The sequence below is a fragment of the Roseitalea sp. MMSF_3546 genome, from assembly GCF_030732865.1.
In the GTDB taxonomy this organism is placed as follows: domain Bacteria; phylum Pseudomonadota; class Alphaproteobacteria; order Rhizobiales; family Rhizobiaceae; genus Roseitalea.
This window is the reverse complement of sequence record NZ_JASHKB010000009.1, coordinates 125,587-139,280: the sequence shown is the minus strand read 5'-3', so window position 1 is coordinate 139,280 and position 13,694 is coordinate 125,587. Positions and strand designations below refer to the sequence as shown.

Genomic DNA, 13,694 nt, shown 5'->3' with positions numbered 1-13,694 from the left:
GTCAGGATCGCCTATATCGGCCGATGCAATCGGCGCACGTCGCGCAATTGCGGGAACAGGAACGCCCAGCCGGCGGCGATGGCCATGGCGCTGATGCCGCCGATCACCACGGCCGGCATGGCGCCGATTCCCGCGGCGACGACGCCGGCGCGGAAATCGCCCAGTTCGTTGGATGCACCCAGAAACACCATGTTGACCGCGTTCACACGCCCGCGCACCCAGTCGGGCGTCCACAACTGCAGCAGCGTCTCGCGCAGATAGACGCTGATCATGTCGAAGGCGCCGATCAGGGCGAGCGCGATCACCGACAGCCACGCAACTGTGGACACGCCGAAGACCACCGTGAACAGGCCGAACAGGCCGACCGACACGAGCAATATGCGGCCGGCATGGTCGCGTATGGGCGATGTGGCCAGGAACACCGCCATCAGCAGCGCGCCGACGCCCGGCGCTGCGCGCAGCATGCCCAGCGCCCATGGACCCGCCTCGAGCACGTCGCGCGCGAATACCGGCAGCAGCGCGACCGCGCTGCCGAGGAACACCGCGAACAGGTCGAGCGAGATGGCGCCCAGGATCACCTTCTGGTCGCGGATGTAGCGCAATCCGGCAAACAGCGAGGAAAAGGTCACCGCGGCCACGTCGGCGCGCTGGGCCGGCTTTGGCACGGCGATGACGAGCAGCAGCGCGACCACGAACACCACCGCCGCCGCGCCATAGGCGACGGTCGCGCCCACCCCGTAGAGCAGGCCGCCTGCGACCGGCCCGACGATGGAGGCGACCTGCCAGGCCGAAGAGTTCCATGCGACAGCGTTGGGGAAGACGCGGCCGGGCACCAGGTTGACGACGAGCGATTGCGAGGCCGGCCCGAAGAAGGCGCGCGCGATGCCGAAGACGAACAGCGCGGCGAAGACCGGCAGCGGCGAGGTCAGCCCGCGCCAGGTCAGGGCGAGGATCACCAGCGTGCAGGCGATCTCCACCGCGACCGACCAGGCCATCACCGTGCGCCGCCCGAAGCGGTCGGCCACCGAGCCGGTCACCAGCATGAACAGCACCAGCGGCACGAACTGAACGAGCCCGGCGATCCCCAGATCGAGCGGATCGCGCGTCAAATCGTAGATCTGCCAGCCGACGGCGACGACCACGACATTGCCGGCAAAGTTTGAGGCGAAACGCGCCGCCCAGTATTTCACATAGGCCGGATAGGCAAAGGCCTCGAACCGTCCGTCGGCCACGCCCGCGTGTCCGGTGTCGTCGCTCATCGGCCTTGCGTTAGGCTGTTTTCGCGCGCAGGCAAAGCCTTTTCGTTCCGCCGGCCGGCGGCGCGGCGCGGACCGCCGGCGGCTTGCCCGGCGGGCGCTGCTTGCCTATGTCTGGGCGGTCCCAGCCAAAAGGAGCCGAAGCGTGGGCCTCACCCTCATCAACACCCTCTTGTTCGCGCTCGATATCTACACCTTCATCGTGATCGGCGCGATCATCTTCTCCTGGCTCTACGCCTTCAACGTCATCAACACGTCGAACCGTTTCGTGTCGATGCTGGGCGAGTTCTTCTACAAGGCCACCGAGCCGGTGCTAAGGCCGATCCGGCGCTTCCTGCCCGATCTGGGCGGCATCGACATCTCGCCGATCATCCTTTTCGTGGGCATCTATTTCCTGCGCCAGATCATCGTCAACGTGCTTGCCCCGGCGATCATCTGACCGCGGCGGATGGCGGACGGCCGCGCTTTTCATCGGCGAAAAGCGTCCTTCATCCTGATGTGTTTGCACCCGCGGCCTGACCGGCTATCGGTCCTGACATTCCGACATTGCCATGTGCGCGCGATGCATGTGGGATGCCGGTGTCGGAGCGGGACTCGGGCCAGGCCGCATCAACGGGAGTTCGCATGCCGCAGGAAGCTACGAAACAAGCGCATCTGCCGACGCGCGCCCTTGGTGCCAACGGCCCACTGGTCTCGCAGTTGGCCCTTGGCACCATGACCTTCGGCGCCGAGACGGGCGAGACCGAGGCGTTCGGGCAACTGGACCTGTTCGTTGAACGGGGCGGCACGCTGATCGACACCGCCGATGTCTATGGTGCCGGAGCCTCCGAGGCGATCATCGGCCGCTGGAGCCGCCAGCGCGGCGGCATGGACGATCTGATCGTGGCGACGAAGGCGCGTTTCGCGCCGCCGGCGGGAAGTCGTGGCGGCTCGCGGCGCGCGATCAGGCGGTGCCTCGATGCCAGCCTGAACCGACTGCAGGTCGATGCCGTCGATCTGTACTTCATCCATGGCTGGGACCGGCACACCCAGATCGAGGAAACGCTGGCGACGCTGGGCGATCTGGTCGCCGCCGGGCGGATCCACAATATCGGCTGGTCGAACCTGACCGGCTGGCAGTTGCAGAAGATCGTCTCCGCCGCACGCGCCGGCGGCTATCCGCTGCCGGTGGCCGTGCAGCCGCAATACAATCTTCTCGAGCGTGGTGTGGAGATCGAAGTGCTGCCGTGTTGCCTGGACGAAGCGATCGCGCTTACGCCCTGGTCGCCACTGGGCGGGGGCTGGCTGACCGGAAAATATGGCGCCCAGGCGCGTCCGACCGGCGCGACGCGTCTGGGCGAGGATCCCGACAGGGGCGTGGAAGCCTATGACCGTCGCAATACCGAACGCACCTACGCGATTCTCGACGTCGTGCGCGCGGTCGCCGAACGCTACGGCCGGCCACCGGCCCATGTCGCGATCGCCTGGCTGCTCGCTCGTCCGGGCGTGGCCACGGTGTTGCTGGGCGCCCGGACCGTCGCGCAGCTTGCCGACAATCTGGCGGCCGCAGACCTCGTTCTGGAAGCGGCGGATCTGCAGGCGCTGACCGAGGCTTCCGCGCCGGGTCTGCCGTCCTATCCCTACGCGTTCGTGCAGGACTGGTCGGGCCTTGAGGTGTGGAAGACGCTGGGCACCTGAACGGTGGCCGGCGCGGCGCGGCTCGGCCCGGCCCGGCCGCGCGGCCGAAGGCTGCAACGCGCCTCGCCTAAGCCTTCGCGCGCTCGATCGACTCGACGATCAGCCTTTCGGCGGTGTCCTTGTTCTGCCAGCCACCGAGCTTGACCCATTTGCCCGGCTCGAGATCCTTGTAGTGCTCGAAGAAGTGCTCGATCTGCTGCAGCGTGATCTCGGGCAGGTCCGAATAGTCGAGAACCTTGTCATAGCGCTTGGTCAGCTTGTGCGAGGGCACGGCGATGACCTTTTCGTCCTGGCCCGAATTGTCCTCCATCAGCATCACGCCGATCGGCCGCACATTGATCACGCAGCCGGGCACCAGCGGACGGGTGTTGCAGACCAGAACGTCGATCGGATCGCCGTCCTCGGACAGGGTGTGGGGCACGAAGCCGTAATTGCCCGGATAGGACATGGGCGTGTAGAGGAACCGGTCGACGACCAGCGTGCCGGCCTGCTTGTCCATCTCGTACTTGATCGGCTGGCCGCCCAACGGCACCTCGATGATCACGTTGACGTCGTGGGGCGGGTTGCCGCCGATTGAAATGGCGTCGATGCGCATGGGGGTCTCCGGGCTGGTACTGCGCGGTGATAGCGGCCATGGCGCTGCGCCGCAACACGACCTTCGTGCGTACCGCGTATGCAAGGGGTCATTGTCCGGTCGCATCGGCACGGCCATGATGGCGTTTTCACGCAGCAGGAGCTCCCCATGCCCCGACCAGCCTTGCCCGAGCCCACACGCACCGGCGTTGCCGCGCTCGCCCTTGCCGCCGGCCTTTGCGCGGCGGTGCCCGCCCTTGCCATGGAAAGCGTCTATACGAGAGTGTCGATTTCGGCGGCCTGCGCCGGCATCGCCTCCCATCGGGTCGGCGGCACATGGTCGTGCCCCGGCCATGCCGGCTACGGTGTTCTCGTCTCCGAGGGCGACCTGCGCATGTCCGTCTTCTACGGCTATGTCGGCGCCTGGTATGGCGAAGGCGCCTGGGAGAGCTTCGGCCCGTTCAACGCGATCGGTGAGACGGTCGAGTGGCGCATTGCCGATGGCGTGCCGCGGGCGGCGATCCTGCGATGGTTCATCGACAACATGAACCCCGAAACGGGCGCGCCCGATCCGGCAATTCGCGGCCAGGTGCTGGTGATCTCCAGGGTCGCCCAGCCCGGAGAGGGCAAGGGATGCGTTGTCGGCTATGTCGACGCGCGCGCCAACGCCGACGCCAATGCGCTGGCCCGGCAGGTGGGCGACGATCTCGCCGGTTCGTTCGTCTGCCGGCAGGACGAGCCTTCTTATCACGGTGCCGTCGGCCCGACAGCCGCCGAGCCGGTGCGGGCCTTCGGGCAGTAGCCCGGCCGGTCGAACCGAATGCCTGCCCGCCGCCGCCGGCGATCGTCAATCCCAGACGAAGGCGGTCTTGCGCAGGCGCTGGCCGTCGAAGACCTCGGCGCCCTCGGCGACCGGGCGGCCGCCGCGTCCGCGATAAAAGTCGATCGCGGTGGCATTGTCCTCGAGCGCCCACACGACCAGGCCCTTGCAGCCATGGCTGGAAAGCCGGTTCGCCGCCGTCCTGAACAGGCGCGAGCCGAAGCCGACGCCCTGATATTCGGGCCGCAGATAGAGCTCGTACACCTCGCCGTCCTGCGGCAGGGCGCGGGCGCGGTTGAGCCCGAACGTGACATAGCCGCCAATCGTGCCGTCAAGGTCGATCACCAGCATGGAGGTGCCGCGGCGGATGGCGCGCTGCCACCAGCGATGGTCGCGCCGGCCGATCATGGCGCGCAGCGCCCTGTAGGGGATGATGCCCGCATAGGCGTTCTGCCAGGCCGCCGCGTGAACGTCGGCGATCTCGATCGCATCGCGCGGCTGGGCCGGTCTTATGTCGAGGGTGAGGGCACGCATGGCAGGGCCAGTGTGAGCCAGCGGGCCGTGGCGGGCAAGCGCATTCATGCAACGCCCGCGGCCTTTTCACATGGTCTTGACAGCCCCGCCGAAGGGGCCTGGCCGTTCATGCGACGTTCTGTGCCTTTTCGAAACGCTTGCGCTCATGGGGATCGAGATAGAGCTTGCGCAGCCGGATCGACCGGGGCGTGACCTCGACCAGTTCGTCGTCCTGGATCCAGGACAGGGCGCGTTCGAGCGTCATGCGCACCGGCGGCGTCAGCTTGACCGCGTCGTCCTTGCCGGCGGCGCGCACATTGGTCAGCTTCTTGCCCTTGAGCACGTTGACTTCAAGGTCGTTGTCGCGCGTGTGAATGCCCACGATCATGCCCTGATAGACCTTGGTGCCCGGGTCGATCACCATCGGCCCGCGATCCTCGAGGTTGAACAGCGCATAGGCGACCGCCTCGCCCGGCTCATTGGCGATCAGGACACCGTTGGTGCGCCCGGCGATCGGCCCCTTGAACGGCGCATAGCCGTGGAACAGCCGGTTCATGATCGCCGTACCGCGCGTGTCGGTCAGCAGTTCGGACTGATAGCCGATCAGCCCGCGCGTGGGCGCATGGAAGACCAGGCGCACCCGGTTGCCGCCCGATGGGCGCAGCTCCAGCATGTCGCCCTTGCGCTCGCTCATCTTCTGGACGACGGCGCCCGAATGCTCCTCGTCGACATCGATCACCACCTCCTCGACCGGTTCGAGCAGCGCACCGTCCTCGCCCTTTTGCAGGACCACTCGAGGACGCGAGACGGCCAGCTCGAACCCTTCGCGGCGCATGGTCTCGATCAGCACGGCGAGCTGCAGTTCGCCCCGGCCGGAGACGTGAAAGGCGTCCTTCTGGTCGGAATCCTCGATCCTGAGCGCCACATTGCCTTCAGCCTCGCGCATCAGCCGGTCGCGGATGACGCGGCTGGTGACCTTGTCGCCCTCGGTCCCGGCGAGCGGGGAATCGTTGACGATGAAGCTCATGGTGACCGTCGGCGGATCGATGGGCTGGGCTTCCAGCGCCTCGCTGACGGCCGGATCGCAGAAGGTGTCGGCGACGGTGCCTTTCGACAGGCCGGCGACCGCGACGATGTCGCCGGCCGACCCTTCCCCGATCGGCTGGCGTTCGAGGCCCCGAAAGGCGAGTATCTTGGATACCCTGCCGGTTTCGATCGGCGCGCCGTCGCGGCCGATGACCTTGATCGTGTGGTTGGGCCTGACCGTGCCCGAATGGATGCGCCCGGTGACGATGCGCCCCAGGAACGGGTCGGCCTCCAGGATCGTGCCGATCATCCGGAACGGGCCGTCGCCCACGGTCGGCGCGGGAACGTGATCGCAAATCAGATCGAAAAGCGGGGTGAGCGAGGCATCGGCGGGCCGCCCGGGCTCCGCCGCCATCCAGCCGTCGCGGCCGGAACCGAACAGAATGGGGAAGTCGAGCTGGTCCTCGTCGGCGTCGAGCGCGGCGAACAGATCGAACACCTCGTTGACCACCTCGTCGGGCCGGGCGTCGGGCCGGTCGATCTTGTTGACCGCCACGATCGGACGAAGACCGACCTTGAGCGCCTTGCCGACGACGAACTTGGTCTGCGGCATCGGCCCTTCGGCCGCGTCGACCAGCAGCACCGCGCCGTCCACCATGTTCAGGATGCGCTCGACCTCGCCGCCGAAATCGGCGTGGCCGGGCGTGTCGACGATGTTGATCCGGGTGTCGCCCCAGGTGACCGAGGTCGCCTTGGCGAGGATGGTGATGCCGCGCTCCTTTTCGATGTCGCCGGAATCGAGCGCGCGTTCGGCCACGCGTTCGTTCTCGCGATAAACGCCCGATTGCTTGAGCAGTTCATCGACCAGGGTCGTCTTGCCATGGTCGACATGCGCGATGATCGCGATGTTGCGGAGGGACATGATTCAATCTCGAGGAAAAGCGTTGTTGCGGCGCATATAGTGGCAGCGGGCCGTCTTGGCCAGCGCTATTGCGCAGCGGGCGTCAAGGTGGTCGGACCGGGAAGGCCGTTTCGATGCCAGACCGGCCGCGAGCGAATTCGGCAGGGAGCCGCGGCAGCCGGTCAGCGAGCCGAGACGTCCTCGCGCTCGAAGACGATATCGAGAAAGTCCTCGAGCCAGCGCAGCACCTTGTGGTCGTGGTGCAGGCGTCCCTGAAGATGGGCGCGGCCAGGCTGCGCGCCGGGCAGGTCGAAGCGGTGGGCACCATGGACCACCCAGCGGTGCATCATCGTCTGGGTCAGTTCGGCATGGAACTGCACGCCCCAGGCATTGTCGCCGTAACGGAAGGCCTGGTTGGGATAGGTCTGGGCGGTCGCCAGATGCTCGGCGCCCGACGGCAGCGTGAAGCCCTCGCGGTGGAACTGGTAGATCATGTCCGGCCAGTCCATCAGTCTGCGGCCGGCCTCGGTGGGCTCGAGCGGATACCAGCCGATCTCGACATGGCCCTCACGGTGGCCATCCACGCGGCCGCCAAGATGGTTGACGAGCATCTGCGCGCCAAGGCAGATGCCGAAGAAGGGCTTGTCCTCGGCGAGCGGCACGGCGAGCCAGTCGGTCTCGCGCTTGACGAACTCGTCGGGATCGTTGGCGCTCATCGGGCCGCCGAACATCACCGCGCCGGCATGGTGCGCGAGCGTTTCGGGCAGCGCATCGCCCAATGGCGGCCGGCGAATGTCCAATCCATGGCCGCGCGCTTGCAGAAGCTGGCCGACGCGGCCGGGCGAGGAACGCTCCTGATGCAGGATGATCAGGACCGGCTTCTTCGCCGACGGCTCGGCCGTGGGCGCAACGCCCGCCTTGCCGGACAGCGCAGCGATGCCCGGCTCAAGCCTCATCGCCACCGTCACTGCCGTCGATGCCGTGCCTTTCCTGCACGCGCTGGCGCATCAGCACGCGGTCGCGGCCGCTGACGCCCAGAAGCTCGGAAATGCGCCAGACGACATTGTCCTCCAGTTCGTGACGATAGCCGTCCGCATAGACCATCTCCCAGAGCAGTTCGATGAAGCCGATGCGCTGGTCCTCACGCATCGTGTCCATCAGGACCGAGGTGAAGCGGTAAAGATCCACGGCCTCGCTGTCGGCCTCGCGCGCCGCCTCCATGAGCCGGCGAAGCTCGCCCTCCTCGAGCTGGTATTCCTCGGTGAGCACATCGGCAAAGCGCTGTCGCTCGATCGGCCGCAGCACGCCGTCCGCCTGGATGACGTGATACATCAGCGCGGCGGCGGCGAGCTGCGGGCTGTCGGGCGCGTCCTCGCGCGGGTCTGCGTCCGCATTGTCGATGAGCTCGCGGACGAAGGATCGAAATCGGTCGAGCATGGCGGCGCCTTCGGCTGGATCGGTCGGCGGGTCTTGCGGCCCCTCATCCGCTCCAATCTATGGGCTGTCGTCGCTAAAACAACCGGAAGCGTCGCGGACGGTCCGGTTCACTGTCGGGATCCACGCCCGGATCGTCGGGAATGGGCGGCTTGACGGGCCCGTCATCCGTTTCGGACTTGTCCGCCCCGGCCTCGCCATTGGCCGCCGCCGGGCGTGCCCCGGTCTTTCCGGTCTCGCCATCGGGTCCGGGTTCGGTGTGGTCGGCCGGCGCCGGCTCCCGATTGCCGGTGCCGCCGGGACGATCGGCGCTTGCGCCTGGCTGCGCCGGCTCTCGAGCGGGCTCGTCGCTGTCCTCCCGCGCGGCCGGCCGGGGCGGCGTTTGCGGGGCCGGTTCGCCGCCGGTCGAACCATCGGACGGCTCGTTGGCGCCGTCCCCTGCCGTTCCGGCATCGATGGTTGCCGGTTCGTCCTGCGCGGTGCCTTCGGCCGGTTCGGATTCGCCGTCGGCACCGGCCGGGCCGTGCGCGCGTTCACTGCGGGCGGCCCTGACGCGCTCGGACAGGTCGACCGGGGCGGCGATGGTCCGCACCGGTTCGGGTTCGGGCCGGGCCGGTTCGGCGGGCGCGGGCGCTGGCGGCAGGGTCACCATGGCCGCTTCGTCCGTTCCGGTCCGAGGTCCGCGGTCGGAGGGCGTGCCCGGCACCATGGGGTCGAGATCGTTCTCGATGGTCGGGCCGATGCGCTCGACCGGCACCTTCCACGCAAAGGCGTCGATGCGGCCGGTGACCGGAGAGAAGGGCGCCCATTTCTCGGCGACATAGCCGTCGGCCGTCCAGGCCGGGTCGCGCGGCGCGCGCACCGCGCGCGACAGCCATTCGCGCACCTTGCCCTGATCGCCGGTCTCGGCATCCTCGATGTCGGCCATCAGCATGAAAGCGCTTTCGCGCGGCTCGTTGCGCAGCACGAACGCCGCGGCCTTGCGGGCGGTTTCGAACTCGCCCGCTTCCATCGCCATCTGCGCGACGATGAGCGAGGACTCGGTATTGTTGGGCTTGATCGATTCAAGGCGCTGGGCGCGCTTGAGGCGATCGAGGGCGGAATCGCCCGGCCGGGCGTTGACATAGGCAAGCGCCACATCGGGATGGGGCGACTTGCGCCAGGTGGTCTCGAGCACCTTGACGCCGCGGCGCATCTCGCCGAGCCGGAAGGCGGCCTGGGCGGCGGTGGTCGCGGCCGGCGCGAAGCCCGGCTCGAGCTTGTGGGCCTCCAGCGCGGACTGCTTGGCCCGCGCGGTGTCTGTCTCGAGGCAATCCATGGCGAGCGCGGTGAGCAGCACGGCGCGCTTGCGGTTGGCTTCTTCCTTGGAAAGCTGTTTGGCCTGCTTCTGCTTGTCCAGAAGCCGGATCGCGCCCTCCCAGTCGCCGGAAGCGGTCTTCAGGTCGATGGCCGCCTTGCCGGCCCAGACCAGCTGCGGTGCCAGCTCGGCCGCCTTTTCGGCATAGTGGCGCTGGGCGTCGCGATCGCCCAGGCGCTGCGCCTCCATATACAGCCCGCGCATGCCCAGGGTGCGCAGTTCGGGATCCTCCAGCATCGCCTCGAACTTGGCGCGCGCCTGGGTGTGATCGCCCTCGAGCAGGGTGGCCTGGGCATCGAGAAGCTGGATCAGCGGCTCGGAGCGTGCGTCGAGCAGGCCGTTCGCCTGCTTGAGCATGCGGCGCGAGGTGGCGCTGTCGCCGGCGCCCGCGGCGATGATGCCGGTGGACAGCGACTGATAGCCACGGTCGCGCCGCCGCGCCCGGAAGAAGCGCTGCATGCGCTGGGGCGAGGTGAAGACGACGCGGATCAGCCACCAGGCGAGCATGATGGCGGCGACGACCGCGACGATGCCGATCGCGGCGACCATCAGCGAGACGGTGATCAGCTGGTCGGCGACGGTGATCTCGACCGTGCCCGGCATGTCGGCCAGCCAGGCGAAGCCGAAGCCGAGCGCGAAGACCAGGGTGATGAAGATCAGGACCTTGATCATGACGAAACCCCCTCGCGCTCGCTTACTGGGACGGTGTGGCAGGCGGCGCGGCCGCCATCGCGGTGTCGAGCGCGCCGGCGACGAGCTGATCGACGGTCAGCCTTGCGCGCACCTGCTCCATGAAGTCGTCCGAAACACGCCTGGCGGCGTCGGGCAGCGTCTCCCACTGGGCGATCGCCGCTTCGAGTTCGCCAGCTTTCAGACGCGTTTCGATGCGCGCGGCGATCGCTCCGGGCGTTTCGCCGGCGGTTTCGCCGACCGGGCGCACCTGCACCAGCGAGCGGGCGCTCGACATCAGCCGGTCGGCGAGCGAGGCGTCCTCGTCCAGCCCCTGGCCGGTGGCGACGATGCGGCTTGCGACCGCGTCGAAGCGGTCGACGAGCTGGCTGACCGTCGGCACGCCCGAGGCGGCGAAGTCGCGCAGCGCGGCCACCGTCTCGTCCTCGCCGGCGGTGGAGGCATAGGTTTCCAGTTCGGACATGAATGCGCTGCCACGGTCGATGGCCGTCTTCAGCGCGGTGGCGGCGATGGCGCGGGCGACGGCGGAGGAATCGGCGCCGCCCTCCTCGATGCGCTGCTGTGCCTGGGCAATGGCGGCCTGGTTGTCCGCGACCCGCTCGCCGAGCGCGGCAAGCTGTTCGCCGAGCCTTGTGCGCAGCGCGGCGACCTCCTCGTCCAGCGTTCCGACATCGCCGCCAAGGGCCTCGACATCGGCGCGCAGGGCCTCGACATTGCCCGAGGTCGCCTCGAGCGCGGCTTCGATGTCGGACAGCGCCTGGCCGCCGGGCGTTTCGGCGGCCGCGCTCGCAAGCCGGTCGACCTGCTCGGCCAGTTGCGCGATTTCCGGCTCGAGCGCGTCGACGCGGCTCGCCAGGGCGCCGAGGCCGGCGCCTTCACCGGCTTCGCCGGCCGAAATCGCGCTGCGCAATTGCTGGACCTGCCCGGCGAGCGTGTCGATGGCCGACTGCGCCTCGGCCGCCTGGCTCCCGGCGCTCTGCGCGGCCTGATTGGCCGCCTCGATGCGTTCGGTGATCTCCGGAGGGATCTCGACGGGCGGCGCCGGGGCGTCCTGGGCGGCCGCAAGGTCGTCGATGCGGCCTTCGAGCTGGGCGATCTCGCCCTGCAGCGGGGTCAGGTCGACCGGCGCGGGCGGTTCGGGCTGCGGCGCGAGCGAGGGCAGGACGCCGCCCCATTGCAGACCGGCGGCGCCGGCCAGCGCGATCAGGCCGCCAATGATGCCGCCGAGCACTGCACCCAACCCGCCGCGACGGCGCTGGGGCGGCGGCGCCTCTTCGCCACGGCCGGAGGCCGACGGGCGTGCCTGCGGCTCGTCATCGCCATCGCCTTGCTCGTCGGTGTGGCTTGCCTGCCAGGGCCGGGGGCCGGTGCCTTCGGACCCGCTCGTTTGCGTATCGTCGGCCTTGTCGGCTTCGTCTGCCGTGCCGGGCGAGGTGCCGAGCGCAACGGGCTCGGGTGCCGGGTCACCGGGCGCGGCGGCGGTTTCGGTCTCGGCCCGCTCGTTCGTGTCGGGATCGGTGTGTTCGGCGGCCTCGTCGGGCCCGGAGGGCTTGTCCTGAACGCGCTCGGCTTCAAGATCGATCGTCACCGGCTTGCGCGTCGACGTGCGGCCGACGCCCTCCGATGGTCTTGTCCGCTTCGCCATAGTCGCCTCCGTCTAACCGTCCGATCGCGGGCCTTCGCAAGGCGTTTGTAGCACGCTGAACGCGCAGCGAAAGCCACATCGGTCGATGCGATGCTCATGGCCTGGCATAGACGGCCCCGAGCGCAGCGATCAGCGCATCCTCGCGCGGGGCCCGTGCGATGTGCAGCCGCGCCTTCGCAGCGTCGCAGAGCTCCCGGCCAACGCGCTCGGATATCGCGAAAAAATCAACATTCGCAGCACCTTGGCGCTCGCTGTCGGCGTCCAGAAGCTGCACCGCTATCCGTGCGGCGAGCCCGGAATGCAACAGGATCGCGTCGACTTTGCGGCTTTGGACCAATTCCCGCCATTTGTCAGTCAGGCCGCTGACTTTCTTGGCCTGGTAGGTCTCCACCAGCACGATGTCGCGGCCCGTTGCCGCGAGCGCGGTTTCCAGCGCGCCGGTGCGGATGCGTCCGCACAGATAGGCGACGCGCGCCGACGGCGCGCTTTGCGCATCGACAAGCCGGGCGAGATCGGTGGCGTCGCCATCGGCCGAGACGACCGGCGCGAGACCGGCTTTGCGTGCCTTGCGCGCCGTCGCCTCGCCCACCGCGAAGACCGGCCTGCCGGCAATGGCGCCGAGCAGGGGCGGCGGCGCTTGCGCGATGGCATTGGCGCTGGTGACCGCCACGCCACCGGCCTTTCGCGCCGCATCGATGGCAGCGGGGTCGACCGCCAGCGGCGCGATTTCGGTGAAGGGCAGGACGAGCGGTTCGAAACCGGCCGCGCGCAGAACGGTCGCGGTCCGCGCGGCGCCCGGCTGGGGCCGGGTGACGAGGACGGTCGGCCGCCGCCCGGCGGTCATGTCCAGCTTTCGAAGAAGCTCTCGCCGGCCCGGGCGCGGACGTCCTCGCCGGCGCGGCGGCCGAGCCCGGCGGGGTCGCCGAGCGGCCCGCTCATCGCGACATCATGGGACCGGCTGCCATCGGGCGTCAGGATCGTGCCGGCAAAATCGATGGTCTCGCCGTCGATGCGCGCGTGACCGGCGATCGGCGTGCGGCAGGAGCCGTCCAGCGCGGCGAGAAAGGCACGTTCGCATGTCAGCGCGGCGTGCGTGGCCCGATCATCGAGCGGTTCGACCAGCGCGTCCGTGCGCGCATCGCCGGCGCGCCCCTCGATGCAGATCGCGCCCTGGCCGGGGGCGGGCGGAAACACGGTCATGTCGATCAGATCGGTGATCACGTCGGACATTCCCAGCCGCCTCAGGCCGGCATTGGCCAGAAGCGTGGCGTCCGCGACGCCGTCGGCGAGCTTCTTCAGGCGTGTCTGCACATTGCCGCGAAACTCGACGACGGTGACATCGGGCCGGGCGCGGCGCACCAGCGCCTGCCGGCGCAGCGACGACGTGCCGACCACCGCGCCCTGCGGCAATTCGCCCAGGCTCGGCGCGGCCTTGCCGATAAAGGCGTCGCGCGGATCCTCGCGTGCCAGAAAGGCGGTCAGGGCGAGCCCTTCGGGCAGGGCCGTCGGCATGTCCTTTGACGAATGGACGGCGATGTCGATCTCGCCGCTGGCCAGCCTGGCCTCGATCTCCTCGGTGAACAGGCCCTTGCCGCCGACCTCGGCGAGCGGGCGGTCGAGGATGCGGTCGCCTGCGGTGGAGATCACCACGATCTCGATCGCCTGCGGATCGGTGCCATGCGCCGCCACCAGGCGGTCGCGCACTTCATGCGCCTGGGCGAGCGCCAGCGGGCTGCCGCGCGTGCCGATCCTGACCTTGCCGAATGCGTGCGCCAATGTTTGCTTGCTCCCCGATCCGTGAT

At 68.8% G+C, this 13,694-nt stretch carries 13 protein-coding genes; 3 read left to right on the top strand and 10 right to left on the bottom strand.

Translation table 11 applies throughout. From position 1 onward, the window contains the following. Window positions 1-11 precede the first annotated feature (11 nt). Window positions 12-1,259, bottom strand: a complete 1,248-nt coding sequence (locus tag RBB34_RS09690) for an MFS transporter (RefSeq protein ID WP_306119009.1) — start codon at window positions 1,257-1,259, stop codon at window positions 12-14. Window positions 1,260-1,401: 142 nt separating this feature from the next. Here RBB34_RS09690 and RBB34_RS09685 point away from each other — a divergent pair, with 142 nt between their 5' ends. Together RBB34_RS09685 and RBB34_RS09680 are read left to right on the top strand one after the other, a co-directional pair. Further along, window positions 1,402-1,695, top strand: coding sequence for a YggT family protein (locus tag RBB34_RS09685; RefSeq protein WP_306119008.1), 294 nt, complete (start codon window positions 1,402-1,404; stop codon window positions 1,693-1,695). A gap of 185 nt (window positions 1,696-1,880) precedes the next feature. Continuing rightward, entirely contained in the window at window positions 1,881-2,933 is a 1,053-nt protein-coding gene (locus RBB34_RS09680; protein ID WP_306119007.1) for an aldo/keto reductase, read from the top strand. Between the two features lie 67 nt (window positions 2,934-3,000). Here the strand turns inward: RBB34_RS09680 and ppa are convergent, their stop codons facing one another. Continuing rightward, the gene (gene ppa / locus RBB34_RS09675; RefSeq protein ID WP_306119006.1) at window positions 3,001-3,528 is read right to left on the bottom strand and encodes an inorganic diphosphatase; all 528 of its coding nucleotides are present in this window, start codon (window positions 3,526-3,528) and stop codon (window positions 3,001-3,003) included. Between the two features lie 147 nt (window positions 3,529-3,675). On the opposite strand from ppa, the gene RBB34_RS09670 reads away from it, so the two are divergent. After that, window positions 3,676-4,308 (top strand): hypothetical protein, encoded by a 633-nt coding sequence (locus RBB34_RS09670; RefSeq protein WP_306119005.1) that lies wholly within the window; start codon window positions 3,676-3,678, stop codon window positions 4,306-4,308. Between the two features lie 45 nt (window positions 4,309-4,353). On the opposite strand, the gene RBB34_RS09665 is transcribed toward RBB34_RS09670, so the two are convergent. The 8 genes from RBB34_RS09665 to hemC form a co-directional block, all read right to left on the bottom strand. After that, window positions 4,354-4,860, bottom strand: coding sequence for a GNAT family N-acetyltransferase (locus RBB34_RS09665; RefSeq protein ID WP_306119004.1), 507 nt, complete (start codon window positions 4,858-4,860; stop codon window positions 4,354-4,356). Window positions 4,861-4,966: 106 nt separating this feature from the next. Next, window positions 4,967-6,787, bottom strand: a complete 1,821-nt coding sequence (gene typA, locus RBB34_RS09660) for a translational GTPase TypA (RefSeq protein WP_306119003.1) — start codon at window positions 6,785-6,787, stop codon at window positions 4,967-4,969. Between the two features lie 161 nt (window positions 6,788-6,948). Then, the gene (locus tag RBB34_RS09655; protein ID WP_306119030.1) at window positions 6,949-7,722 is read right to left on the bottom strand and encodes a glutamine amidotransferase; all 774 of its coding nucleotides are present in this window, start codon (window positions 7,720-7,722) and stop codon (window positions 6,949-6,951) included. Then, complete coding sequence (locus tag RBB34_RS09650) at window positions 7,712-8,203, bottom strand: TerB family tellurite resistance protein (RefSeq protein WP_306119002.1); 492 nt, start codon at window positions 8,201-8,203, stop codon at window positions 7,712-7,714. The genes RBB34_RS09655 and RBB34_RS09650 overlap by 11 nt, the downstream gene beginning before the upstream one ends. 73 nt (window positions 8,204-8,276) lie before the next feature. Then, on the bottom strand, window positions 8,277-10,229 hold the full coding sequence (locus tag RBB34_RS09645; protein WP_306119001.1) for a heme biosynthesis HemY N-terminal domain-containing protein: 1,953 nt from the start codon (window positions 10,227-10,229) through the stop codon (window positions 8,277-8,279). Window positions 10,230-10,251: 22 nt separating this feature from the next. Continuing rightward, window positions 10,252-11,892 carry a mitofilin family membrane protein gene (locus RBB34_RS09640; RefSeq protein WP_306119000.1) on the bottom strand — a complete coding sequence of 547 codons (1,641 nt, stop codon included), beginning with the start codon at window positions 11,890-11,892 and terminating at the stop codon, window positions 10,252-10,254. Window positions 11,893-11,986: 94 nt separating this feature from the next. Then, window positions 11,987-12,736 (bottom strand): uroporphyrinogen-III synthase, encoded by a 750-nt coding sequence (locus RBB34_RS09635; protein ID WP_306118999.1) that lies wholly within the window; start codon window positions 12,734-12,736, stop codon window positions 11,987-11,989. Then, a complete protein-coding gene (gene hemC, locus RBB34_RS09630) occupies window positions 12,733-13,668 on the bottom strand; it encodes a hydroxymethylbilane synthase (protein WP_306118998.1) in 936 nt (311 codons plus the stop codon). The genes RBB34_RS09635 and hemC overlap by 4 nt, the downstream gene beginning before the upstream one ends. Window positions 13,669-13,694 lie beyond the last annotated feature (26 nt).